Here is a 21,653-nt window from a genome sequence, read left to right as displayed (position 1 = left end):
CACTGTTGTTGCGGCTGCCCCGCGCCATGCGCGCCAAACAGGTTTTTCGCCGGGCCTTCTGGTGACTCGGCCGGTACGACCCGCACGCCTCCTCTCCCAGGGGTTTCTCATGAGCACCAAGGTTGCCGACCATGTCCTGCAGCGGCTGCGCGAGTGGGGTGTCGAGGACGTCTTCGGCTATCCCGGCGACGGCATCAACGGTCTGCTCGCCGCCTGGGGCCGGGCCGAGAACCGGCCCCGCTTCATCCAGTCCCGGCACGAGGAGATGTCCGCGTTCCAGGCGGTCGGCTACGCCAAGTTCAGCGGCCGACTCGGAGTGTGCGCGGCCACCTCGGGCCCCGGCGCGATCCACCTCCTGAACGGCCTGTACGACGCCAAGCTGGACCACGTACCGGTGCTGGCGATCGTCGGCCAGACGCACCGCACGGCGATGGGCGGGTCGTACCAGCAGGAGGTCGATCTGCACTCGCTGTTCAAGGACGTCGCCTCGGACTTCGTGGAGACGGTCACCGTCCCCGAGCAGTTGCCGAACGTCCTGGACCGGGCGATCCGTACCGCGTACGCGCGTCGCGCGCCCACCGCGGTCATCATCCCCGGCGACGTCCAGGAGCTCGAATACTCCGCGCCCACACACGAGTTCAAGATGGTGCCGTCCAGCCTGGACCGCAGCGCGTGGACGGCGATCCCCTCCCAGGAGTCCCTGGAACGGGCCGCCGAGATCCTCAACTCCGGTGACAAGACGGCGATTCTCATCGGCCAGGGCGCGGCAGGCGCGCAGGCCGAGGTCGAGCGGATCGCCGAACTCCTCGGCGCGGGCGTCGCCAAGGCCCTCCTCGGCAAGGACGCGCTGAGCGACGAACTCCCGTACGTCACCGGCTCGATCGGCCTGCTCGGCACGCGCCCCTCGTACGAGTTGATGCGCGACTGCGACACCCTGCTGACGATCGGTTCCTCCTTCCCGTACTCCCAGTTCCTGCCGGACTACGGCCACGCGCGGGCCGTCCAGATCGACATCGACCCGCACATGGTGGGGATGCGCTACCCGTACGAGGTGAACCTCGTCGGTGACGCCAGGGCGACCCTCGAGCGGCTGATCCCGCTGCTGGACACGGCGGACCGGGGCCGTGAGTGGTACGACACGGTGTGCGCGAACGTGGCGCGGTGGCGGGATGTCCTGGACCGGCGGGCCGCGCAGTCGGCCGACCCGATCAACCCCGAGTACGTGGCGCGGGTGCTGGATCCGCTCCTGCCGGACAACGCGATCGTCACCTCCGACTCGGGATCGACGGCGAACTGGTACGCCCGGCATCTGACGATGCGGACCGGCATGCGGTCCTCGCTCTCCGGGACCCTGGCGACGATGGGCTGCGGAGTCCCGTACGCGATCGGTGCGAAGTTCGCCCATCCGGACCGGCCGGCGATCGCGCTGGTCGGTGACGGGGCGATGCAGATGAACGGCCTGGCGGAGATGATCACCGCGGCGAAGTACCGCGACCAGTGGGAGGACCCGCGCCTGGTGGTGGGCGTGTGGAACAACCGGGATCTCAACCAGGTGACGTGGGAGCTGCGCGCGATGGGAGGTGCCCCCTCCTTCCTCCCCTCGCAGGAGCTGCCGGACATCCCGTACGCGGACTTCGCGCGTTCCCTGGGCCTGACCGGGGTACGTGTGGAGCGCCCCGAGGACGTCGAGGCGGGCTGGCGCGCGGGTCTGGAGGCCGACGGCCCGGCGGTGATCGAGTTCCGCACCGACCCCGCCGTCCCGCCGGTGCCCCCGCACGCGACCTGGGAGCAGCTGGAGGCCACGGCCGCGTCCATCCTGAAGGGCGACGCCGACCGGGGCGCGATGGTCCGCCAGGGCTTCAAGGCGAAGGTCCAGGAGTTCCTGCCGGGCCGGGAACGCAGGAGCGCGAAGCGCGTCAAACGGTGATGCTCCGAACGCCACAACCGCCACGAACGCCATGAGCGTCGCGGGCGAGGACGCCCGCGACGCTCATGGTCCGGATAATTCTCGATCGGTCTCGATCGCTTGGTTCAGCAGGCCGCTAGGCGGTCATCGCCTCGCGCACGAGAGCGGTGTCGACGAACTGTTCGAAGCGGACGATGAGTCCGCCGCGTACGACGAAGTGGTGGGCCACCCGGACGTCGATCGCCTTGCCCGTGGCCTTGTTCACGGCGGTGTAGCGGGCCAGGACCACCACGTTCTCGCCGTCCACGACGTAGGTGTCGTCGTGTGCGGCCCAGCCCTCCCAGTCCTTGCCGAGCTGTTCCATCACGTTCGAGGTGACACCCTCGGGGGTGCGGTAGGTGCCGGCCAGCGGGAAGCCGGCCATCTCGGTCCACTCCACGTCGGGGGCGAGGGTGGCCCGCAGGGCGTCCAGGTCACCGGCCGCGGAGGCCAGGTACTGACGGCGTACGACGTCGGCGGGGGCGGTGGAGGTCGCGAACTCGGTCATGGTCAGCCCCACTTCATCTCGCCCTTGGCCACCTTCGCGCCGATCTGCGCGGCGATCAGCATGCCGTTGTCGGGATAGCGCTTGACCAGTGCCTCGGTCAGCGCGGCTCCGTCGGCGGCCCGCCCGAGCTCCTCCTCGAAGGCGACCAGGTAGTCCCGGGTGGCGGTGATGGCGGAGGCGTCCGCAGCCGTACCCGGCAGGCGGTGGCCCGGCACGACCAGCTGCGGGGCGAGGTCGGCCATCTCGTCGAGGAGGTCGATCCAGGCGGCGCGGTCACCGGGGGTGGGGGTGTCGGCGACCCACACGTGCTCCTGCTGGAAGAGCAGGACGCCGCCGAGGAGGGAGCGGGTCTCTGCCTGCCACAGGTAGTGGCGGTCGGGCAGCGCGGCCGGGCCGCCCTTCAGCTCGAAGCGGTGGCCCTCCAGGGTCAGGTCACCGGTGAGCGGCGTGAGGTCGACCAGACGGGTGGGAAGGTTGGCTCCCAGCGCGGCCCAGGCCTTGAGCTTGCCCTCGTAGGAGTCGTGGATGTGCTCGATGACCAGCGGCGTCGCCACGAACACCGCGTCGGGGAAGGCGTCCGCGATCACTTCGGCGCCGAAGTAGAAGTCGGGGTCGGCGTGGCTGACGAAGACCGTGGTCAGGGTCTTTCCCGAGTCGAGGATCTCGGCGGCCAGTCGGTGGCCGTCGGCCCGGGTGAACGCGGCGTCCACCAGCAGCGCCTCGTTCTCACCGGTGACCAGGGTCGCCGTCTTGTTCTTGCTGCCGGCCGGGAAGTCCAGGTCCAGGACCTTGAAGGAGAGGGCGCTCATCGAAGACTCCTTGAGGAGAGGGAGGGTGAGGGGGATGAAGTTCAGGGGGTGCGAAGGGCGGCGAACCGCTCGTCGATCTCGTCGGCGGTGCCATGGCCGTACGCCAGCGGGGTGACGGAGTCCCCGTCGACGGCCAGCAGCGTGGGGAAGCCGGTGACGCCAAGTTCGGCCGCGCGCCGGAAGTCGTCAGCCGCCGCCGCGGGCGCCTCGGGGCCTTCGAACGCGGCGGCCACGGCGTCGGCGTCCAGGCCGGCCGCCTTGGCGAGCTGCCGGTAGGTGGCCGTCTCCGACAGGCTCTGCCCGTCGACGTAGAAGGCGTGCTGGAGGGCCGTGGCGAGCTCCACCGCGCGGTCGGGGGCCGCCTGCCGCAGAGCCGCGACACCCCGGGCGGCGGCCGCGGAGTCCATCACGAACGAACCGTCCGCGATCAGTTCCTCGTACGCCGCGCCGAACTCGGCGCCGGTCAGCTCGGCGATCTTGGCGTTGGCGCCCTGCACGTACCCGAACTCCCGGATCGGCACCCGGCGCGACCCGGTGAACAGACCGCCGGAGACCACCTCGACGGGCAGCCCGGGATGGCGGGCGACGACCTCGTGCAGGGTCGCGGAGAATCCGTGGGACCAGCCGCAATAGGCGTCGAACACATAGACGAGCTTCATCAGGGACCTCGGCAGAGTGGGTGCCCGCGCCTTACGGCGAGCGATTCACCTGACCAAACAGTAGCTGACTCATCAGATATTTCCCGACTCCTGTGATCCGGACCACAAGAGACATGCCCCGCCGACGATCCGCCGCAGACGTGTGTCGGCGGCGGATCGTCGGGTACGCGGCGGGCACCCCCGAAGTCTGGAGGCCTTCATGCAACGAGGAAGCGGCCGCGTCAGCGCCCATCGCGACGACGAGATGAAACACGAGGTCCAGGGCCTGCTGAGGTCCGGCCATCCGACCCGTACCGAGGAGTGGCACGATCCGGAGCCCGCCGCCGAGGACGATCCGCGGATCGCGGGCGGCCCGGTGGCGCCGGGGCGCTCCCCCGCCGCCCTCGAGACGGTGCGCTTCGAACTGGCCCGCTATCTGACCCGTACGTCCTTCCCGGCCGGCCCGCGCGAACTGCGCGGCCTGCTGCGCCACGGCAACGCCCCGGACACCCTGGTCGAACCCCTGGAGAGGCTGCCGAGGAACGCGCGTTACGCCTCCGTGCAGGAACTCGCCGTGGCGGTCGTGGGCGGCTCGCGCAGCACCTAGTCAGTCCCCCATCGGCAGAAAGGACACCGAGGAAGCCATGCGTATCGCGTTTCTGACCGCCCCCGAGGGCGTCGAACAGATCGAACTCACCGAGCCCTGGCAGGCGGTGGCCGACGCGGGCGGCGAACCCGTGCTCGTCTCCACCGAGCAGGGGAAAATTCAAGCCTTCAACCATCTCGACAAGGGCGACACGTTCCCCGTCGACGAGGTGGTGGGCGAGGCGGCCGCCGATTCCTTCGACGGGCTCGTCCTGCCCGGCGGGGTGGCCAACCCGGACTTCCTGCGCGTCGACGAGAACGCCGTCGCGTTCGTCCGGGCCTTCTTCGACCAGGGCCGTCCGGTCGCCGCGATCTGCCACGCGCCCTGGACGCTCGTGGAGGCGGACGTCGTCCGCGGCCGGGTGCTCACCTCCTGGCCGAGCCTGCGCACCGACATCCGCAACGCGGGCGGTGAATGGGTCGACGAGCAGGTACGGATCTGCGACCACGGACCGAGCATCCTGATCACCAGCCGCAAACCGGACGACCTCAAGGCGTTCTGCGAGGCGCTCGTGTCCGAGTTCGGCAAGAAGGCCGGCTGAACGGCCCGCCCGACGGCGTCGAGCCGACGGCCCGGAACAGCCGGGCCTCCGCCGCGGCGGTCGCGGCCCACCGGCTTGGGAATCGACCCCCGGTGCCCCGCTGAGCTTCACCGTCGCGGCCGGCGCCGCTGCGGGAGCCCCCGTGCTCCGGCAGCGGCCCCGACGCCTGTTCCTGCGCTCACACCTGTATTCCTGTGCTCACTCCTGCGCGCAGTCCCGGTCCCGGGCGCCCTCGCGGGTACGGCCCGCGGCGACCGGACGGCGCGGATGACGGCGCAGGTACTCGCCCTCCAGCTGCGCCATACGGCCGTTGTGGGCGCGCAGCGCGTCGTTCGATCCGTGCAGCAGCGTGTCGTGACGGGTGCGGTGGATCGTCTCCAGCTCCTTCATCAGCTGCTGGTCGTCCAGCCGGCCCGGGTCGACTCCGTTCATGGTGGCACCCCAGTCGTCGTCCAGTCCTTCGGGTACGGGCCGGGTACCCGTGGCCGCGCGGCCGAAGCCAAGCGCCTACCTCGCCCGCTCCACCCGCCGCTCGTCCCACACCGGCTCCGGGGTCTCACGTACCCGGCCGTCGCTGCCGAAGACCAGATAGCGATCGAACGAACGAGCGAACCACCGGTCGTGGGTGACGGCGAGCACCGTGCCCTCGAACGCCTCCAGCCCTTCCTGGAGCGCCTCGGCGGACTCCAGGTCGAGGTTGTCGGTCGGCTCGTCCAGCAGCAGGGCCGTGACGCCCTCCAGCTCCAGCAGCAGGATCTGGAAACGCGCCTGCTGGCCCCCGGAGAGCCGGTCGAAGCGCTGCTCGGCCTGGGCGGTCAGCTCGTAGCGGCGCAGCCGGGACATGGCCGCGCCCCGGTCCTGCGAGTGCTCGGACCACAGGATGTCGAGGAGCGTACGGCCCTCCAGCTCGGGATGGGCGTGCGTCTGGGCGAAGTGTCCGGGCACGACCCGCGCGCCGAGCTTCCACTCTCCCGTGTGGTTCACGGTGTCACCGGCGAGCAGCCGCAGGAAGTGCGACTTGCCGGAGCCGTTGGAGCCGAGGACGGCGACCCGTTCGCCGTAGAAGATCTCCAGGTCGAAGGGTTTCATCAGCCCGGTGAGCTCAAGTCCCTTGCAGGTGACGGCCCGTACGCCGGTCCGGCCGCCCTTGAGCCGCATGGTGATGTCCTGCTCGCGCGGCGGCTCGGGCGGCGGTCCCGCCTCCTCGAACTTCCGCAGCCTGGTCTGCGCCGCCGCGTAGCGGGACGCCAACTCATGGCTGATGGAGGCCGCCTGACGGAGGTTCAGCACCAGCTTCTTCAGCTGGGCGTGCTTCTCGTCCCAGCGCCGGCGCAACTCCTCGAAGCGCGCGAACCGTTCGGCCCGCGCCTCGTGGTAGGTCGCGAACCCGGCGCCGTGCACCCAGGCGTCCGCGCCGGCCGGCCCGGGTTCGACGGACACGATCTTCTGCGCTGACCGGGAGAGCAACTCCCGGTCGTGGGACACGAAGAGGACGGTCTTGCGGGTCTCCGCGAGCCGCTCCTCCAGCCACCGCTTGCCGGGCACGTCGAGATAGTTGTCGGGTTCGTCGAGCAGCAGCACCTCATCCGTGCCGCGCAGCAGCGCCTCGAGGACCAGCCGCTTCTGCTCACCGCCGGAGAGGGTGCGCACCAGCCGCCACTGGGCCTTCTCGTACGGCACCCCGAGCGCGGCCGTGGTGCACATGTCCCACAGGGTCTCGGCCTCGTAGCCACGCGCCTCGGCCCAGTCGGAGAGGGCCTGCGCGTACTGGAGCTGGGCCGCCTCGTCGTCGACGGTCAGCATGCCGTGCTCGGCGAGGTCGACCGCCTTGGCCGCCTCCTGGATCCGGGGCGTGGCGACGGACACGAGCAGGTCCCGTACGGTCGACTCGTCCCGTACGGAGCCCACGAACTGGCGCATCACGCCGAGCCCGCCGCTCACGTTGACGGTCCCGCCGTGCGGTTTCAGCTCGCCGGAGATCAGCCGCAGCAGGGTGGTCTTCCCGGCGCCGTTGGGGCCCACGAGGGCCACGACGGCCCCTTCGCCCACCCGGAACGACACATCGCCGAGCAGCGCCCTCCCGTCGGGAAGGTAGTACTCAAGGTGCGCTGCTTCGAGGTGTCCCATGAGGACGCATTCTGCGGGCCGACCACGACGCCGGGCAAACCGATAAAACCCCCACCCGGGGCCGCGCCCGGAATCAGCCGTGCAGCGCCTCTCCCGCCGGTCCGCTGCCCGTCCCCGGTCCGGCCGCCGCGACGACCGCGCCCGCCCAGGACACCGCCTTCCAGCCGTCCGCCGGTGAGCCCTCCAGGACGACCACACCGGTGTTGTCGAGCCGGTGCTCGGCGGCGAAGGGCACGTCGACGTTGTCCGCGCGGGCCGCCGCCCACATCCGGATCACGGCGCCGTGACTGACCATGACGACGGTGCCGGCCCCGCTGTCGGCGGCCTCCGCGACGACCGCGTCGAACCGGCCGAGCGCCTCGACGCCGTTCTCCCCGCCCGGCATCCGCCGCTGCGTGTCCCCGTCCGCCCATGCGAACAGGGTGGTCATGTACGTGTGCGCGGACTCGGCGTCCCCGCGCATCTCCAGGTCCCCGGCGGCGACCTCACGGATCCCGTCCCGCACCAGGACCTCGAGGCCACGCGCGCCGGCCAGGGGAGCCGCGGTCAGCTGCGTACGGATCAGCGTGGAGGCGTACAGGGCGTCGATGTCCTCGCCCGCGAGGGCTTCCGGCAGTGCGGCGGCCTGCCGCTCTCCCAGCTCGGTCAGTGCGGCACCCGGAACAGCGGTGTCCAGCAGGAATTTCAGGTTCGACGGGGTCTGACCGTGCCGGATGAGCAGCAGACGCATACGGATTTCCTCTCGCCCTGACGACGTCGCGACGAGCCCCGTGACCCGTTCGACAAGACAAGAAGGCTCACTTCAGGGTACCCAGAGCGTCATGACCGCAGACTTCGACCTCACCGTCCCGCTGCCCGGCCGCCATGCCGTGCGGGAGAAACTGCTGAACCTCGATCTCCGGCTGTTCGAGACCGCCGCCACCCTGCACTGGCCGGGCGCCGAACGCGTCCTGCCGAGGCTCAGCCGCAGCGCGAACCACGGCGTCCTGTGGTTCGCGACGGCCGCCGCCCTGGCGGCAACGGGCAGCCCCCGGGCCCGCCGGGCCGCCGTACGGGGTCTCGCCTCGCTCACCGTGGCCTCCGCGACGATCAACACCATCGGCAAGCGCTCGGTACGCCGCCCGCGGCCCGTGCTGGACCCCGTACCGCTGGTCAGGCAGCTGAAGCGGCAGCCGATCACCACGTCGTTCCCCTCCGGTCACTCCGCGTCGGCCGCCGCCTTCGCGACCGGTGTGGCCCTGGAGTCGCGGGGTCTCGGGGCGGTGGTGGCGCCGGTCGCCTTCTCCGTGGCGATGTCCCGGGTCTACACCGGTGTCCACTTCCCCAGTGACGTGCTCGCGGGCGCGGCCTTCGGCGTGTGCGCCGCGTTCGCCGTACGGCAGCTCGTGCCGGTCCGCGACCGGGCCACGCCCCCGGCCCGGCCGCACGCGACGGTTCCCGCGCTGCCGGACGGTGAGGGTCTGGTCCTGGTGGCGAACACCGCGTCGGGCACCGCGGACCGGGTCCGCGCCCTGGAGGACGCGCTGCCGCTGGCGGAGATCGTGGAGTGCGCGCCGGAGGATCTGGCGGACGAGTTGGAGAAGGCGGCGGCCCGCTGCCAGGTGCTCGGGGTGTGCGGCGGCGACGGCACGGTGAACACGGCCGCCTCGGTCGCCCTGCGGCACGGCCGGCCGCTCGCGGTGCTGCCCGGCGGCACGCTCAACCACTTCGCACTCGACCTGGGCGTCGAGGACGCCCGCGACGTCGGCCGGGCGGTGCGGCGGGGCGAGGCGGTACGTGTGGACGTGGGCCGGTTCCGCTCCGGGGACCAGGAGGGAGTCTTCCTCAACACCTGCAGCCTGGGCGTGTATCCGGAGCTGGTGCGCGAACGGGAGCGCTGGTCCGCCCGGATCGGCGGCTGGCCGGCCGGTGTGGTCGCGGCGGCACGTGTCCTGCGCGCCGACCGTCACCCCCTGGAGGCCCAACTCCGGGGCGGGCGGCGCCCGTTGTGGCTGCTCTTCGCGGGCAACGGCACCTATCACCGGCTGGGCCTGGTGCCGGCCCGGCGGCTCGACCTGGCGGACGGACGGCTCGACGTACGGGTGGTGCACGGCGGTCGCGGACCCGCGCTGCGTCTCCTGGCGGCGGCCGTGGCGGGCCCGCTCACCCGCTCCCCCGCCCACGCGGGCGTCCTGGTCCACCGTCTCCGCCTGGACGAGGTGCCGCCGGGCACCCTCCTCGCGTACGACGGCGAAGTCACGGAGGTGGCGGGCGGGGTGACCCTCGAAAAGCTCCCGGAGGCGCTGACGGTCTACCGCCCGCTGGGCCGCAACTGACCGTAACGTCCACATCGCAAGACGCGGGTCTCATTATTCGACATGACTGCGTACGGTGATGAGCGGGTCGTTCGACAAGACGAGAAGGGGCACGGTCATGTCCAAGCCGCAGTCGCAGCCGCAGGAGACCGCCGTCTACACGCACGGGCACCACGAGTCGGTGCTCCGCTCGCACACCTGGCGCACCGCCGCCAACTCGGCGGCGTACCTGCTCGGTTCACTGAAACCGCACATGCGGATCCTGGACATCGGCTGCGGCCCGGGCACGATCACCGCGGACCTGGCCGCACTGGTCCCCGACGGGCATGTCACCGGCGTCGACCGGGCGCCCGGCATCCTGGAGCAGGCCAGGGCCACGGCCGCCGAACGGGGCCTGGAGAACGTCGAGTTCAGGGAGGCGGACATCCACGCCCTGGACTTCCCGGACGACACGTTCTGCGTGGTCCACGCCCATCAGGTACTCCAGCACGTGGGTGACCCGGTGCGCGCGCTGAGCGAGATGCACCGGGTCACCAAGCCGGGCGGCTACATCGCCGTCCGCGAGTCGGACTACCTCGCCATGGCCTGGTATCCGGCGTCGGAGGGCATGGACGCCTGGCTGGACCTGTACCGGCGGGTGGCGCGGGCCAACGGGGGCGAGCCGGACGCTGGGCGCCGGCTGAAGTCCTGGGCGCTGCGGGCAGGGCTCACGGACATCACGGCCACCTCCAGCACCTGGACGTTCGCGGACGCCGACGAGATCGCGTGGTGGAGCGGCCTGTGGGCGGACCGGACGCTCGCGTCGGCGTACGCGGACCGGGCGACGGAAGGCGGGCTGGCGACCCCGGAGCAGCTGCGGGCGGTCTCCGAGGCCTGGCGGGAGTGGGGAGGGCACAAGGACGCCTGGTTCACCGTCCCGCACGGGGAGATCCTCTGCCGAAAGGCCACCTGAGTCGCCTGAGCCGGCTGATCCGCCTGAATCGGCCGGGTCCGGCTGATCCGGCTGATCCGGGCGGCCGATGTCTGATTCGGCGATTTCGGGAAACCCGGAGGGCAGGAGGTTCACATCATGGTTCCCATTCTGCTCGTACTGCTTCTGGCGCTGATTCTCTTCGGTTTCGGATTCGCGGTGAAAATACTCTGGTGGATCGCGCTCATCGTGCTGGTCGTCTGGCTCCTGGGATTCCTGGTGCGGGGCACGAGCGCGAGCGGATCAAGGGGTCGCTGGTACCGCTGGTAGGTACCGCCGACCAATCGGCCGGCATTCGCCGTGGGTGAGTGATCAGTCCCTCGGCAGCAGGGGGCCCAGCGGCCCGAGGTCCAGATTCAGGTCCTCGGGCCGCAGCCCGTAGCGTTCCCTCAGCTCGGCCATCCGGTCCTCGAGGAGCATGAGAGTGAGCCCCACGCGCTCCTCCTGCTCCTCGCTCATCTCCCCCGTGTCGAAGCGGCGCACGGCCTGCCGCTCCATGAGCTGCCGGAGCAGCTCGACCACCGTCAGGACGAGTTTCACCAGCTCGCGTTCGACGGTGTCCGGCTCGAGGTCGAGACGGTTGCGGGCACTCACGTCAACTCTCCCCAGGGCGAGGGCACTTTTTCGTTCACTGAGCTGATCAGCGCGTTCAGGTCGATCCGTACGAGGTCGACGTCCGCGATGCGCAGGGTGATGTCCCCGGTGATGACGACCCCGCCGGCGAGCAGCCGGTCGAGCAGGTCGACCAGGGCGACCTCACGCCGTTCGACAACGGTCACGCGTCCTCCCCGGTGAAGGAGTAGACGGCCCAGGGGCCGGTGAGTTCGACCCTGAGTCCGGAGGTCGCCGCGTCCGGGTCGCTCTTGGTCCGGTCGACCAGTTCGACGAATTCCTCGGAATCCCCGCGCGCCACCAGATAGGCCGCGTTGAGCACATTCTGTCCGGTCGCACCGGAAAGCGCGGAGTTCTGCGGCGCGTGCAACCGGCAGTCCTCGGCACGGCCGGAAAGGACACGGTGCAATTCGCTCGCGAACATTTCGGCGCGCTGCCACCTGTCCTCGTTCATCCTGGCGCGCCGCCGCCGTTGCCGCAAATAGTCGCGGCCGGTGATGGCGGACGAGGCGGAGGAGGCCGACGAGGAAACGGATTCCTCGTCGGCCTCCTCGGCCTTTTCGAGAAACACCTTCACGCCCCACTCCACTCGCCCGTCGAGACGGTCGAGCGCGCGGCGGAAGCCGTCCCCGCGTTCCTCCATCATCGCCCGTACGCCGTCGTCGTCCCGGAAGACGGTGGCGAGCCGCAGCGGCAGCGGGGTCGTCACGGCGGTCAGCGCGTCGATCACGGACTGGTGGGCCCTGGCGGTCACGGTGAGCCAGTCGAGGTCCTCCAGACGGCGCCGGAGCGGCTCCTCGGCGAAGTCCTCCTCCGGCACCGGACCGACGACGGCGAACAGGCCGCGATGCTCGAGCAGTTCGGGCGGGGCGCCGGCGATCCCCGTCAACCGCGTCCGCAGGGCCGCCGTGTCGAAGGGACCGCAGACGGCGTACACATACCGCAGGCCTGTCATGAGGACTCCCTCGGCGCTCGCCCGCGCTCCAGTTCGGCGAGGCGTTCACGCAACTCGGCGTTCTCGCGCGCGAGTTCGCCCCGATGGGCACGGGAGGACAACGCCGGGTCGTCCTCCCACCAGTCGATGCCCATCTCCTTGGCCTTGTCGACGGAGGCGACGATGAGCCGCAGCTTGATGGTGAGCAGTTCGATGTCGAGCAGGTTGATCCGGATGTCGCCCGCGATCACGACGCCCTTGTCCAGCACCCGTTCGAGGATGTCGGCGAGGTTGGAGCCGCCGTCATGGCTGTAGGGCTGGGGCAGGCGGCCGGCCGGGGAGGTCATCGCCGGCTCCCGGTCCGGGTGTCGGCCTCGGCTTCCTCTTCGGCGCCTTCGGGCTCGGGCTCGTCCTCGTAGGCGGCGGCCTCGTCGTCGAGTTCGTCCTCGTACGCGGCCTCCTCGTCGTCGCCGTCGAGCTCGTCCTCGTACTCGGGCTCCTCGGGCTTCTCGTCGTCCGCCTCCTCGAAGTCGCCCTCCGGCTCGGCCGGTTCGGCTTCGTCGTCGGCGTCCTCGTACTCCGCCTCCGCCTCGTCGTACCCCGCCTCGTCCTCTTCCTCGCCCTCGTGGCCCTCCTCGCCCTCGGCCTGTGCCCTCGCGTTCTCCTCTTCCTCCGCGACGGCGTCCTCGTGGCTGCGGACCACCTCGCCGTCGCGGATCTCGCCGCGCCAGCCGTCGTCCGTCTCGCCCTTGAGCGTGATGAAACGGGCGAAGTTCTTGAGGTCGAGCCGGGTGCGGCGGCCCTGGGCGCGCCAGATGTTGCCGGTCTTCTCGAACAGGCCCTTGGGGTAGTACTCGATGACGAGCAGGACCCGGGTGAGGTTCGGGGCGAGTTCATGGAAGGTGACGACGCCCTTGGTCGTGCCCTTCGCTCCCTCCGAGGTCCAGGAGATCCGGTGGTCGGGCACCTGCTCGGTGGTGTGGGCCTTCCAACTCCGGTTGGACCAGAAGACCTTGAGCTGCCAGTCGGAGGTCGTGTCGTCGGCGCGGTTCGCGCTCTTCACGCCCTTCGCGAAGGTGCTGAAGTCCTGGTACTGGGTCCACTGGTCGTAGGCGGTGCGCAGCGGGACGCCGACGTCGATGAACTCGATGACGACCGTCGGCTTCTTGCCCGCCCCGCCCTTGCGCTTGCCCTTGCCGCCGGTCAGGTTCTTGAAGGCGCCGACCACACCGTCCTTGGCGCGTCCGGCGCCGACCTCCAGGGCGGAGCGCAGGGGGCCCTTGCCCTCGGCGAGTTTGCGTCCGCCGTCGAGGGCCAGCTTGGTGAAGCCGGGGCTGTTGCCGTCCGCGATGTCGTTGAGTTTGACGGTCGTCTCACCGAGCCGCTTGCCGACTCCGGTCAGCAGGCGCTGTGCCTGGGCGGCGAGGTACTCCTGCACTTCCGACTTCAGCCGGTCGGCAGCCTCGCTCCGGGCCACATCGGTGAGCGGGTTGCCCTTCCCGGACCCGGCGGACGTGGCTGACTTGAGCGTGTCGCTCATCGGTCACCGCCTCCCTTGGGCAGCCGCGACCGGGTGCCGCGACCGGCGTCCCGGGCCGCGGCGGTCTTCTTCGCCGCCGTCTTGCGCGCGGCGGGACGGCCGGACGCCGTCGCCTTGCGGGGCTCGGCCTTCTTCGTGGCGGCCTTCTTCGTGGCGGTCGTCTTCTTCGCCGTCGCCTTCTTCGCCGGCCTCGCGCTCCCGCCGCTCTTCTCACTCCTGCCGGCGGGCGCTTCCTCGGACTCCTCCTCGTCGCGCCCCTGGTCCGAGGCCTCCTCCTCGTACACGCCGTCCTCGCCGTCCTCGTCGTCGCGCCCGCGGCCCGAGCGGCCCGGCAGGACGCCCGCCAGCTGGTCCCGGACCTCCGCCGTGCGGCCGTGCAGCCGGTTGGCGAGTGCCTCGACCTGCCGCTCGACCATCGCGCCCGAGGCCGCCTTGCCGACGCCCCTCAGGTCCACGCGCAACTGGTCGCCGATCTCCTTGAACTGCGGGTTGTCACGCAGTTGCGTGGACACCAGTTCCGCGAGGGCCCGCGGGCTCAGCTGCATCCGCTTGCCGGCCACCAACGTGCCCACCGCGAAAGCCAGTTTCAGTTTCTTCGTACGTCCAAGGACGTATCCGGCCCCTACCGCGAGGCCCAGTCCCACTCGGTTCATCCTCGTGCCGTCCCGTTGTCGTTGCCCACGCCACCGCGCAGGCCGATTTCCAGCCGGTCGAGGAGTTCGTCCTCCTGGCGGTCGAACTCCTCGTCGTCGATCTCGCCCGCCTCCAACCGCTGTTCCAGCTGGGCGAGTTCGGTGCGCACGGTGGCCGGGTCGTAGTACAGCCGTTCCGCCTCGTGCAGCACCTGCCCGATCACCCAGGCGCTGCCGCGCACCGGTGCGAACGGCAGCAGCAGCACCTCCGAGATCAGTCCCATGCGCGGCTCTGCTCCGCCCCGGCGTCGCCCGTCGTGGTCCCCGCCGTGGTGCCCGCGGGCTCTGCCGGGCCCGGCTCGACGAAGCTGTACGGCGGCAGCGGCCCGTGCACCCGCACATCGAGGTACGGGCGTGCCTTGCGGAGCTGCTCGGTCGCCGTGAGGAACACCTCGGCCGAGTCGCGGGCCACCAGGAACGACACGTTGGCCAGCCAGCCGGTCGACTCGCCGCCCACGCTCACCGCCAGCGCGGAGGGCTCCAGGGCCTGCCGCACCTCGACGGCGTCCTCGGCCTCCCTGGCCTTCACCGCGGCCACGACCAGCTCGCCGAGGCGCACCTTGTCCTCGTAACTTCCGCCGCCCGCCTGCCTGTTGGCCTCGGTCATCGCCCGGATCTCCGAGTTCTCCGCCAGCACGCGGTGCAGGACGGCCTCTTCCTCGTGGCTCGCCTTGACGTTGTACTCGACGTTGCCTTCCAGGGCTTCGAGGCGCTCCCGGTAGTGCTCGGCGCGCTCGGCCAGTACGGCGGTCACCGCCTCGTCGTCCGGTGCCACGCTGCCGAACCGCATGGGCAGCACACAGCCGGCGCCGCCCGCCTCGTCCAGCACATGCTGGTGGGCGAGCAGGTCCTTGCGCTTGGGCCGGAGCTTCTCGGGGGCGTCGCTGACGATCGCCGCCAGCGCGCCCGCCGTCAGGACGCGCACGGTTCGCGGCGGGTCGCCGACTCCCCTCAACTCCTCGGCGAAGGAAGGCAGTCCGGGGTGATCGGCGGCGGTGATGCCGTAGACGTACGTACCGATGCTCGTGTCGCCCACCGTCTCCGTGCCGCTGGTCGTGGTCACTCCTGCTCCTCCTTCCTGCGCGCGGCCGCGGTCTTACGGGTGCGCTGCTGCCTGGGTTCGGCCTGCTGACCCTCCTCGCGGGACTGGCGGAAGGCGTCGGAGATGGTCTCGGCGGCGCCGGACAGCGCCCCCTTGGACTTGCCCTTCGCGCCGGACTCGGTGATCTCACCGACCAGGTCGGGCAGTCCGGGGCTGCGCTTGGGCCCGGCCTCCAGGTCGAGCCGGTTGCACGCCTCGGCGAACCGGAGATAGGTGTCGACGCTGGCCACGACGACCCGTACGTCGATCTTCAGGATCTCGATGCCGACGAGCGAGACCCGCACGAACGCGTCGATGACCAGCCCCCTGTCGAGAACGAGTTCGAGTACGTCGTAGAGGCCGCTGGAGCCGCCTCCCCCACTGCTCTGCTGTGCCGGGACAACGGTCATACCGCCCATCCCCTCCTTGGTCTGTTGACGCGCCGTCTGTTGAGGCGCTTCGGCTGTTCACGGCCGGCCGCGCCGCGGCTTCACCGGCCCTCGGACCTGCGCGCGTCGGCGCGCCCTCGTTCGTAGCGGCGGACCCGGCGATAGCCCGTGAGTTCGCCCTGCTCGTCGAGTTCCACCCGGTAGGTCGCGAGCAGGCTCATGGTGTCGGGGACCCTGGTGAGTTCCAGGACCTCGACCTCCAACGCCCAGCCGCTGTCGTTCCGTTCGAAGGACGACACCGTCTCGGCGGTCATGCCGGTGAGCTCCGCGAGCTGCTCGCGCGCCGCACGCATGATGTCCATGGACGACTTGGGTTTGTTCGATGATGTGTTCGATGAATTCGTCATGAGTCTCCCTGGGATGCGGGTGGCCCAGAGAGAGCCGCTCAAACCCCCGCCTGCTCAGGCCGGCGAGTCCAGCCTGCGCCGCGCCGGCCCCAACGCCCGTCCACGCCCCATCAATCCGCCCCAGGGGTCACTGCGGGCCTGCTCGACCGCGTCGGCGATCGTCCAGCGTCGGGCGGTCAGTTCCGGGTCGTCCAACTGGTCCCGGCCGATGGGGACGGCCACAGGCGCCCCGGGCAACGGCCGTACGGAGAACGGCGCGACGGCGGTCTGCGCGTACGCGTTGCGCTGGACGTCGAGGTAGAGCCGCTCGCCGCGCTCCTTCTTGCGGGCGGCGGTGGTCAGCCGGTCGGGGTGCGCGGCGGCCAGCACCTCGGCGACCCGCCTGGCGAACTCCCGTACCTCGTCGAAGCCTTGATGCCCGCTCAGTGGAACGACGATGTGCAGCCCGCGCGAACCGGTGGTCATCAGCGCGTGAGGCAGCCGCAGCGTGTCGAGCAACTCCCCCAGATACAGGGCGGCTTCCCGCACCCGGGTGAAGTCGTCCACGGCCGGATCCAGGTCGAAGACCATCCGGTCCGGGTATGCGAGGCGGCCGACGCGCGAGAGCCACCGGTGCAGGGTGACGGAGGCCTGGTCGGCGAGGTGGACCAGGGTCGCCGTGTCGTCGCAGATGGGGTGGACGACCGTACCGCCCTCCTTCGGCACCTCGACCCGGTGGACCCACTCCGGGGAGCTGTCGGAGACGTTCTTCTGCATGAAACGGGGGCCGTCGATCCCGTCCGGACGCCGTTCCAGCATCAGCGGACGCCCGCGAAGGTGGGGCAGCATGAACGGCGCGACGGCCCGGTAGTAGGCGACCAGATCGGCCTTCGTGTACTCCTTGGCGCCGTCGCCGCCCGGAAAGAGCACCTTGTCGGGCCGGTGGACCTCGACGGTGCGCCGCCCGGCCCGAATCCGCCGTACGGCGCCGTCGCTCACGGCACGATCGCCTCCTCCACGAGCAGCCGGCCGGCCGCCATGATCGCCTCGGCGTCGATGCCCGCGGCGTGCAGCTGCTCGTCGGGGCTCGCCGAGCCGGGCATCGTACGGACGGCGAGACGGGCCAGCCGGGGCAGCGGACGTCCGTCGAGGAAGGCGTCGAGGACCGCGTCCCCGATGCCGCCCTCCTCCCGGTGGTCCTCGACGGTGAGCAGACAGCCGGTCTCCTCGGCAGCCCGGCGCAGGGTGGGCCGGTCGACGGGCTTGACGGAGTACAGGTCGATCACCCGCACCGGGATGCCCTGCGCGCCGAGCGCGTCGGCGGCGATCAGCGCCTCGTGGACGGTCACGCCCGCCGCGACCACCGTCAGCCGGTCCTCGTGCCCGGCGGAGCGCAGCACCTTGCTGCCGCCGACCGGGAACTCCTCGTCGGGCCCGTACAGCACCGGAGTCCCGCCGCGCGAGGTGCGCAGATAGGCGATGCCGTCGAGGCCGGCCATCGTGGCGACGAGCCGCGCGGTCTGGTGGGCGTCGCACGGATACAGCACCGTCGAGTCGTACAGCCCGCGGAACATCGCGAGGTCTTCCAGGCCCATCTGGGACGGCCCGTCCGGCCCGATCGCGACACCCGCGTGCGAGCCGACGAGGTTCACGGAGACTCCGCTGACCGCCGCCATCCGCAGGAAGTCATGGGCGCGGGTCAGGAAGGCGGCGAACGTCGACGCGTACGGAATCCAGCCCCGCGTCGCCAACCCCACGGCTGCGGCGACCAGTTGCTGTTCGGCGATGTAGCACTCGAAGAACCGGTCGGGGTGCTTCTTGGCAAACGCCTCGGCGCGCGTCGAGTCGCTGACCTCGCCGTCGAGGGCCACGACATCGCCCCGGGCGCTGCCGAGCGCGGCGAGCGCCTTTCCGTAGGCGTCCCGCGTGGCGACCTCTTCTCCCCTGTCCCAGCGGGGCAGTTCGAGGTGCCCGGCCCGTACGGCGTGCAGCGCGCGGGCGGCACGCGGTTCGGGTGCGCGGACGCGCAGGTCGCGCGGGCCGCCGAGTTCGGCGATGGCCTCGTCGGCGTCCTTCAGCGGTTTGCCGTGGAGTCCCTCGCGGTCCTCGACGGCCGCCACGCCCTTGCCCTTGAGGGTGCGGGCGAGGATGACGACGGGCTGCCCGGTGGTGGACTCCGCCTCGTTGTAGGCACGGTCGACGGCGTCGACATCGTGTCCGTCGATCTCGATGGTGTGCCAGCCGAACGCCTTGAACCGGCGGGCGTAGGCGTCCAGATCGTGTCCGTGCCGGGTCGGCCCGCGCTGCCCGAGCCGGTTGACGTCGACGATCGCGACCAGGTTGTCGAGATGCTCGTACGAGGCGTGCTCGGCGGCCTCCCACACCGACCCCTCGGCCAGCTCGCTGTCCCCGCACAGCACCCAGACCCGGTACCCGGTGCGGTCGAGCCGCTTCCCGGCCAGCGCGATCCCGACGCCCACCGGCAGCCCCTGGCCGAGCGACCCGGTGGCCGTCTCGACCCACGGCAGCCGCCGGGGAGTCGGATGCCCCTCGAGCCTGCTGCCGAGGGTGCGGTAGGTGAGCAGTTCGGCGTCGTCGATGGCGCCGACCGCCTTGTAGGCGGCGTAGAGCAGCGGCGAGGCGTGCCCCTTGGAGAGGACGAAGCGGTCGTTGCCCGGGTGGGTCGGCCGGTCGAAGTCGTAGCGCAGGTGACGGCCGATGAGTACGGCCATCAGATCGGCGGCGGACATCGACGAGGTCGGGTGCCCGGAGCCGGCGGTGTCCGAGGCCCGGACGCTGTCGACACGCAACTGCTGTCCCAGCTCGGTGAGTTCGGCTGTGCTGTACAGGGGTTCGGCGGTTTTCACGACTCTCCTTCCGACGCTGCGGACTGCTGCGAGGTCCTTCGCGGTGCCGGCGGCCCGTCATGACCAGGTGACCTGGGCGCGCCCGGCATCCGCGCCAGCTCCGGTGACGCCGTGTCCAGCGGCACCGACCAGGACCGGACGAGCCCCAACTGCACGCCCTGGCGCGGGAGTACGGCGTCCAGCAGCCAGTCGGCCGCGACCCGCACCCGGTTTCCGGGCATCGCCGCGAGGTGGTAGCCACGGGTGACCGCGCCGGCCAGGGGCCCGGACAGCGACACGCCCAGCGGGTTGGCGGCGGCCTTGACCCCGCCGAGGTCGACGACGAACCCCAGGTCACGGTGGCGGTAGGCCTGGCGGGAGCCGACGCCCAGCGAGGCGGCGACATTGCGGGCCGCGACCTTGCCCTGCCGCCAGGCGTGCTGGGCGGTCATCCCGGTGAACTCACCGGGCTTGTTCAGGTCGGGCACGGCGGCGGCGTCCCCGCATGCGAACACCTCGGGGTGGCCCGGCACTTGGAGGAACGGGTCGACGATCAGCCGCCCGCGCTCGAGGGGGCTGCCGATGCTCTCGACCAGCGGATCGGGACGCACGCCGACACACCACACGAGGGTGCGCGACTCGACGAACTCCCCGTCGGACAGCAGGACTCCACCGGCGGTGGCCTCCTTGACGGAGGTGCCGGTGCGTACGTCGATGCCCCGCCGGCGCAGTACCACGTCGGCGGTGCGCGACAGTTTCTCGTCCAGCTGGGGCAGGACACGCGGCGCGGTGTCCAGCAGCATCCAGCGTGGCCGTATGCCCGCGCGCAGGGGCTGCTTGCCCACCAGAACGCCGGTGAACAGCTGCCCGTGCGCGGCGACTTCGGTACCGGTTTGACGCCCTCTCCTGCCCGAGGGCAGGGGATTCCGGTCCGCACCGCTACGCGGTACCACCTTGGGTTCCTGTTTCACGGGCCTCTGCCGACCGGTGAGGGTCGGTCTTACGTGGCCTCCGCAGGCCTGACTTCCCGCCCGTCCGGCGGTAGGTCCGACAACTCTGTTGTCGGACAGGGCGATTCTAGCCTGGCTGCGGTGCTCCCCCGGGCCGCTACGCACAGGATGCCCTTCGCCTCCGCCCTGAAGGGTGGAGCACTGGGCAAATGTTCGCACCTGGGGCAGGGAGACGGTGACCCGGCGCGGTTCCAGGACACCGGCGGCGACCTGGGGCAGCAGGGGCAGATACAGGAAGTGGTCGGTCGGGTTCAGCAGGGTGATGTCGGCCTTCTGGCGGGTCAGCCGGGCCAGGGTGCGGGCCGTCTGGTACCCGGCGAAGCCCGCGCCGACGATCAGGATGCGGGGTCGACTCACGTTTTCGCCTCCGGCGGTGTCGCGTATGCAGAGCCTTCGGTCACTCGTACGAACGCCGTCCTGGACGCCGCCCGTACGGAACTTTCCGCGTCCCCCTGGTCAGAGCCCCCAAACGTCCGGCCGGGGGTGGTTCGGCAGCGACCGCCGCCCGGCGTGCCCGCGCCGGTTTCCCGGCCGCGCGCTGGGTACCCGGAGCGGACCCCGACCCGCTCTTTTTCCGGAGGTGCAACCCCATGCCCGAATACGGCTACTTCCTCGCGTGCGAGGAGTTCGGTCCGGCGGACCTCGTCGAGCAGGCGAGGCAGGCGGAACAGGCCGGTTTCCAGGCGCTGTGGATCTCGGACCACTATCACCCGTGGAACGACGCCCAGGGCCAGAGCCCGTTCGTGTGGTCGGTGATCGGCGCGCTCTCACAGGCGGTGTCGCTGCCCATCGAGACGGCCGTGACCTGCCCGACCGTACGGATGCACCCGGCGGTGGTGGCGCAGGCGGCGGCGACGAGCGCGGTGCAGACGGACGGCCGGTTCCGACTCGGCGTGGGCTCCGGCGAGGCCCTCAACGAGCACATCTTCGGCGACCGGTGGCCGCCCGCGCCCGTCCGCCTGGAGATGCTGGAGGAGGCCATCCAGGTGATGCGCCGTCTCTTCACCGGCGAGGAGGTCGACCACCACGGCCCCCACTACACCGTCGAGAACGCCCGCCTCTACACCGTCCCCGACGAGCCCGTCCCGATCGACGTCTCCGGCTTCGGCCCCCAGGCGACCGCGCTCGCCGCCCGCGTGGGCGACGGCTACATCACGATGGGCCCCGACGAGGACCTCACCACCCAGTTCCGCAAGGGCGGCGGGGGCTCGGGCCTCGTCAGCGGCGGTACGAAGGTGTGCTTCGGCCCCGACCGCGACGAGGCCGTCCGTACGGTGCACAAACTGTGGTCCAACCAGCTGCTGCCCGGCGAGATGGGCCAGATCCTCCCCACACCGCGTCACTTCGAGCAACTGGAGCCGCTGGTCACCGAGTCGATGGTGAGCGAGAACACGGTCTGCGGCCCGGACGTTGACGAACACGTCGCGGAGCTGTCCGCGTTCGCCGACGCGGGCTTCGACCGGATCTACGTCAGCCAGATCGGCCCCGACCAGCGCGGCTTCTTCGACTTCTACCGCACGAAGGTGCTGCCTCAGCTGACGGGCCGTTGACAGAGTTGACAGAGTTGACAGACCCGAGTGGGCCGCCGACCCGGTTGGTCGGCCAGCCACCCCAGCAACTGCGTCGCCGACGGACCCGACTGCACATGCGTCATATCCAGAACGCGGATTCCCGCGAGCGCCTTC

General features: G+C 71.0%; 26 protein-coding genes. 7 read left to right on the top strand and 19 right to left on the bottom strand.

Going from position 1 to position 21,653, the window contains the following annotated elements; translation table 11 throughout:
• Positions 1-109: 109 nt before the first annotated feature.
• Entirely contained in the window at positions 110-1,927 is a 1,818-nt protein-coding gene (locus ABZ855_RS35765; RefSeq protein WP_360814037.1) for a thiamine pyrophosphate-requiring protein, read from the top strand.
• A gap of 115 nt (positions 1,928-2,042) precedes the next feature.
• On the opposite strand, the gene ABZ855_RS35760 is transcribed toward ABZ855_RS35765, so the two are convergent.
• Genes ABZ855_RS35760 through ABZ855_RS35750 form a run of 3 tightly spaced genes read right to left on the bottom strand, consistent with a single transcriptional unit; the run spans position 2,043 to position 3,921 of the window.
• Entirely contained in the window at positions 2,043-2,453 is a 411-nt protein-coding gene (locus ABZ855_RS35760; RefSeq protein WP_360814035.1) for a nuclear transport factor 2 family protein, read from the bottom strand.
• Positions 2,454-2,455: 2 nt separating this feature from the next.
• The gene (locus ABZ855_RS35755; RefSeq protein ID WP_360814033.1) at positions 2,456-3,262 is read right to left on the bottom strand and encodes an MBL fold metallo-hydrolase; all 807 of its coding nucleotides are present in this window, start codon (positions 3,260-3,262) and stop codon (positions 2,456-2,458) included.
• 41 nt (positions 3,263-3,303) lie between these two features.
• Entirely contained in the window at positions 3,304-3,921 is a 618-nt protein-coding gene (locus ABZ855_RS35750; protein WP_360814031.1) for a DsbA family protein, read from the bottom strand.
• 199 nt (positions 3,922-4,120) lie between these two features.
• Between ABZ855_RS35750 and ABZ855_RS35745 the strand changes: the two genes are divergently transcribed.
• Together ABZ855_RS35745 and ABZ855_RS35740 are read left to right on the top strand one after the other, a co-directional pair.
• The gene (locus ABZ855_RS35745; protein WP_319200906.1) at positions 4,121-4,507 is read left to right on the top strand and encodes a DUF2795 domain-containing protein; all 387 of its coding nucleotides are present in this window, start codon (positions 4,121-4,123) and stop codon (positions 4,505-4,507) included.
• A gap of 37 nt (positions 4,508-4,544) precedes the next feature.
• Positions 4,545-5,087, top strand: coding sequence for a type 1 glutamine amidotransferase domain-containing protein (locus tag ABZ855_RS35740; protein WP_360814029.1), 543 nt, complete (start codon positions 4,545-4,547; stop codon positions 5,085-5,087).
• Between the two features lie 198 nt (positions 5,088-5,285).
• Here ABZ855_RS35740 and ABZ855_RS35735 read toward each other — a convergent pair whose 3' ends face one another.
• From ABZ855_RS35735 to ABZ855_RS35725, 3 genes are all read right to left on the bottom strand, one after another.
• The gene (locus ABZ855_RS35735; RefSeq protein WP_360814027.1) at positions 5,286-5,519 is read right to left on the bottom strand and encodes a DUF6158 family protein; all 234 of its coding nucleotides are present in this window, start codon (positions 5,517-5,519) and stop codon (positions 5,286-5,288) included.
• Between the two features lie 75 nt (positions 5,520-5,594).
• Positions 5,595-7,214 carry an ATP-binding cassette domain-containing protein gene (locus tag ABZ855_RS35730; RefSeq protein WP_360814025.1) on the bottom strand — a complete coding sequence of 540 codons (1,620 nt, stop codon included), beginning with the start codon at positions 7,212-7,214 and terminating at the stop codon, positions 5,595-5,597.
• Between the two features lie 73 nt (positions 7,215-7,287).
• A complete protein-coding gene (locus ABZ855_RS35725) occupies positions 7,288-7,944 on the bottom strand; it encodes a histidine phosphatase family protein (protein WP_360814023.1) in 657 nt (218 codons plus the stop codon).
• A gap of 91 nt (positions 7,945-8,035) precedes the next feature.
• Here ABZ855_RS35725 and ABZ855_RS35720 point away from each other — a divergent pair, with 91 nt between their 5' ends.
• The 3 genes from ABZ855_RS35720 to ABZ855_RS35710 all read left to right on the top strand — a co-directional run bounded on the left by ABZ855_RS35720 (position 8,036) and on the right by ABZ855_RS35710 (position 10,748).
• Complete coding sequence (locus ABZ855_RS35720; RefSeq protein ID WP_360814021.1) at positions 8,036-9,529, top strand: phosphatase PAP2 family protein; 1,494 nt, start codon at positions 8,036-8,038, stop codon at positions 9,527-9,529.
• 97 nt (positions 9,530-9,626) lie between these two features.
• The gene (locus ABZ855_RS35715) at positions 9,627-10,460 is read left to right on the top strand and encodes a methyltransferase domain-containing protein (protein WP_360814019.1); all 834 of its coding nucleotides are present in this window, start codon (positions 9,627-9,629) and stop codon (positions 10,458-10,460) included.
• Between the two features lie 117 nt (positions 10,461-10,577).
• Entirely contained in the window at positions 10,578-10,748 is a 171-nt protein-coding gene (locus tag ABZ855_RS35710; RefSeq protein ID WP_360814017.1) for a hydrophobic protein, read from the top strand.
• Positions 10,749-10,790: 42 nt separating this feature from the next.
• On the opposite strand, the gene ABZ855_RS35705 is transcribed toward ABZ855_RS35710, so the two are convergent.
• The 13 genes from ABZ855_RS35705 to ABZ855_RS35645 form a co-directional block, all read right to left on the bottom strand.
• The gene (locus tag ABZ855_RS35705; RefSeq protein WP_360814015.1) at positions 10,791-11,072 is read right to left on the bottom strand and encodes a gas vesicle protein K; all 282 of its coding nucleotides are present in this window, start codon (positions 11,070-11,072) and stop codon (positions 10,791-10,793) included.
• On the bottom strand, positions 11,069-11,257 hold the full coding sequence (locus tag ABZ855_RS35700; protein WP_360814013.1) for a gas vesicle protein: 189 nt from the start codon (positions 11,255-11,257) through the stop codon (positions 11,069-11,071). Before ABZ855_RS35700 ends, ABZ855_RS35705 begins: the two co-directional genes overlap by 4 nt.
• The gene (locus ABZ855_RS35695; protein WP_360814011.1) at positions 11,254-12,045 is read right to left on the bottom strand and encodes a GvpL/GvpF family gas vesicle protein; all 792 of its coding nucleotides are present in this window, start codon (positions 12,043-12,045) and stop codon (positions 11,254-11,256) included. Before ABZ855_RS35695 ends, ABZ855_RS35700 begins: the two co-directional genes overlap by 4 nt.
• Positions 12,042-12,371 carry a gas vesicle protein gene (locus ABZ855_RS35690; RefSeq protein ID WP_360814009.1) on the bottom strand — a complete coding sequence of 110 codons (330 nt, stop codon included), beginning with the start codon at positions 12,369-12,371 and terminating at the stop codon, positions 12,042-12,044. The genes ABZ855_RS35695 and ABZ855_RS35690 overlap by 4 nt, the downstream gene beginning before the upstream one ends.
• Positions 12,368-13,564: an SRPBCC family protein gene (locus ABZ855_RS35685; protein ID WP_360814007.1), complete on the bottom strand. Its 1,197-nt coding sequence runs from the start codon at positions 13,562-13,564 to the stop codon at positions 12,368-12,370. Before ABZ855_RS35685 ends, ABZ855_RS35690 begins: the two co-directional genes overlap by 4 nt.
• Complete coding sequence (locus ABZ855_RS35680) at positions 13,561-14,217, bottom strand: DNA primase (protein ID WP_360814005.1); 657 nt, start codon at positions 14,215-14,217, stop codon at positions 13,561-13,563. The genes ABZ855_RS35685 and ABZ855_RS35680 overlap by 4 nt, the downstream gene beginning before the upstream one ends.
• A complete protein-coding gene (locus ABZ855_RS35675) occupies positions 14,214-14,480 on the bottom strand; it encodes a gas vesicle protein GvpG (RefSeq protein ID WP_360814003.1) in 267 nt (88 codons plus the stop codon). Before ABZ855_RS35675 ends, ABZ855_RS35680 begins: the two co-directional genes overlap by 4 nt.
• Positions 14,471-15,277 carry a GvpL/GvpF family gas vesicle protein gene (locus tag ABZ855_RS35670; protein ID WP_360814162.1) on the bottom strand — a complete coding sequence of 269 codons (807 nt, stop codon included), beginning with the start codon at positions 15,275-15,277 and terminating at the stop codon, positions 14,471-14,473. Before ABZ855_RS35670 ends, ABZ855_RS35675 begins: the two co-directional genes overlap by 10 nt.
• A gap of 38 nt (positions 15,278-15,315) precedes the next feature.
• Positions 15,316-15,747, bottom strand: coding sequence for a gas vesicle structural protein GvpA (locus ABZ855_RS35665; RefSeq protein WP_360814001.1), 432 nt, complete (start codon positions 15,745-15,747; stop codon positions 15,316-15,318).
• An 80-nt stretch (positions 15,748-15,827) separates the two neighbouring features.
• A complete protein-coding gene (locus tag ABZ855_RS35660) occupies positions 15,828-16,133 on the bottom strand; it encodes a gas vesicle protein (protein WP_360813999.1) in 306 nt (101 codons plus the stop codon).
• A gap of 54 nt (positions 16,134-16,187) precedes the next feature.
• Positions 16,188-17,111 (bottom strand): non-homologous end-joining DNA ligase, encoded by a 924-nt coding sequence (gene ligD, locus ABZ855_RS35655; protein ID WP_360813997.1) that lies wholly within the window; start codon positions 17,109-17,111, stop codon positions 16,188-16,190.
• On the bottom strand, positions 17,108-18,979 hold the full coding sequence (locus ABZ855_RS35650) for a transketolase (protein ID WP_360813996.1): 1,872 nt from the start codon (positions 18,977-18,979) through the stop codon (positions 17,108-17,110). Before ABZ855_RS35650 ends, ligD begins: the two co-directional genes overlap by 4 nt.
• Positions 18,976-20,325: an FAD-dependent oxidoreductase gene (locus ABZ855_RS35645; protein ID WP_360813994.1), complete on the bottom strand. Its 1,350-nt coding sequence runs from the start codon at positions 20,323-20,325 to the stop codon at positions 18,976-18,978. Before ABZ855_RS35645 ends, ABZ855_RS35650 begins: the two co-directional genes overlap by 4 nt.
• A 233-nt stretch (positions 20,326-20,558) precedes the next feature.
• On the opposite strand from ABZ855_RS35645, the gene ABZ855_RS35640 reads away from it, so the two are divergent.
• Positions 20,559-21,518 (top strand): LLM class F420-dependent oxidoreductase, encoded by a 960-nt coding sequence (locus ABZ855_RS35640; protein WP_360813992.1) that lies wholly within the window; start codon positions 20,559-20,561, stop codon positions 21,516-21,518.
• Positions 21,519-21,653: the final 135 nt, after the last annotated feature.

The sequence above is a fragment of the Streptomyces sp. NPDC047042 genome, from assembly GCF_040644035.1.
Lineage (GTDB): Bacteria > Actinomycetota > Actinomycetes > Streptomycetales > Streptomycetaceae > Streptomyces.
This window is presented reverse-complemented; position numbering and strand designations above follow the sequence as displayed.

Excerpts from the sequence above, each read along its gene's own strand:
- ABZ855_RS35765 (WP_360814037.1), top strand. The coding sequence starts at position 110 with ATGAGCACCAAGGTTGCCGACCATGTCCTGCAGCGGCTGCGCGAGTGG.
- ABZ855_RS35760 (WP_360814035.1), bottom strand. The coding sequence starts at position 2,453 with ATGACCGAGTTCGCGACCTCCACCGCCCCCGCCGACGTCGTACGCCGT.
- ABZ855_RS35755 (WP_360814033.1), bottom strand. The coding sequence starts at position 3,262 with ATGAGCGCCCTCTCCTTCAAGGTCCTGGACCTGGACTTCCCGGCCGGC.
- ABZ855_RS35750 (WP_360814031.1), bottom strand. The coding sequence starts at position 3,921 with ATGAAGCTCGTCTATGTGTTCGACGCCTATTGCGGCTGGTCCCACGGA.
- ABZ855_RS35745 (WP_319200906.1), top strand. The coding sequence starts at position 4,121 with ATGCAACGAGGAAGCGGCCGCGTCAGCGCCCATCGCGACGACGAGATG.
- ABZ855_RS35740 (WP_360814029.1), top strand. The coding sequence starts at position 4,545 with ATGCGTATCGCGTTTCTGACCGCCCCCGAGGGCGTCGAACAGATCGAA.
- ABZ855_RS35735 (WP_360814027.1), bottom strand. The coding sequence starts at position 5,519 with ATGAACGGAGTCGACCCGGGCCGGCTGGACGACCAGCAGCTGATGAAG.
- ABZ855_RS35730 (WP_360814025.1), bottom strand. The coding sequence starts at position 7,214 with ATGGGACACCTCGAAGCAGCGCACCTTGAGTACTACCTTCCCGACGGG.
- ABZ855_RS35725 (WP_360814023.1), bottom strand. The coding sequence starts at position 7,944 with ATGCGTCTGCTGCTCATCCGGCACGGTCAGACCCCGTCGAACCTGAAA.
- ABZ855_RS35720 (WP_360814021.1), top strand. The coding sequence starts at position 8,036 with ATGACCGCAGACTTCGACCTCACCGTCCCGCTGCCCGGCCGCCATGCC.
- ABZ855_RS35715 (WP_360814019.1), top strand. The coding sequence starts at position 9,627 with ATGTCCAAGCCGCAGTCGCAGCCGCAGGAGACCGCCGTCTACACGCAC.
- ABZ855_RS35710 (WP_360814017.1), top strand. The coding sequence starts at position 10,578 with ATGGTTCCCATTCTGCTCGTACTGCTTCTGGCGCTGATTCTCTTCGGT.
- ABZ855_RS35695 (WP_360814011.1), bottom strand. The coding sequence starts at position 12,045 with ATGACAGGCCTGCGGTATGTGTACGCCGTCTGCGGTCCCTTCGACACG.
- ABZ855_RS35690 (WP_360814009.1), bottom strand. The coding sequence starts at position 12,371 with ATGACCTCCCCGGCCGGCCGCCTGCCCCAGCCCTACAGCCATGACGGC.
- ABZ855_RS35685 (WP_360814007.1), bottom strand. The coding sequence starts at position 13,564 with ATGAGCGACACGCTCAAGTCAGCCACGTCCGCCGGGTCCGGGAAGGGC.
- ABZ855_RS35680 (WP_360814005.1), bottom strand. The coding sequence starts at position 14,217 with ATGAACCGAGTGGGACTGGGCCTCGCGGTAGGGGCCGGATACGTCCTT.
- ABZ855_RS35675 (WP_360814003.1), bottom strand. The coding sequence starts at position 14,480 with ATGGGACTGATCTCGGAGGTGCTGCTGCTGCCGTTCGCACCGGTGCGC.
- ABZ855_RS35665 (WP_360814001.1), bottom strand. The coding sequence starts at position 15,747 with ATGACCGTTGTCCCGGCACAGCAGAGCAGTGGGGGAGGCGGCTCCAGC.
- ABZ855_RS35660 (WP_360813999.1), bottom strand. The coding sequence starts at position 16,133 with ATGACGAATTCATCGAACACATCATCGAACAAACCCAAGTCGTCCATG.
- ABZ855_RS35640 (WP_360813992.1), top strand. The coding sequence starts at position 20,559 with ATGCCCGAATACGGCTACTTCCTCGCGTGCGAGGAGTTCGGTCCGGCG.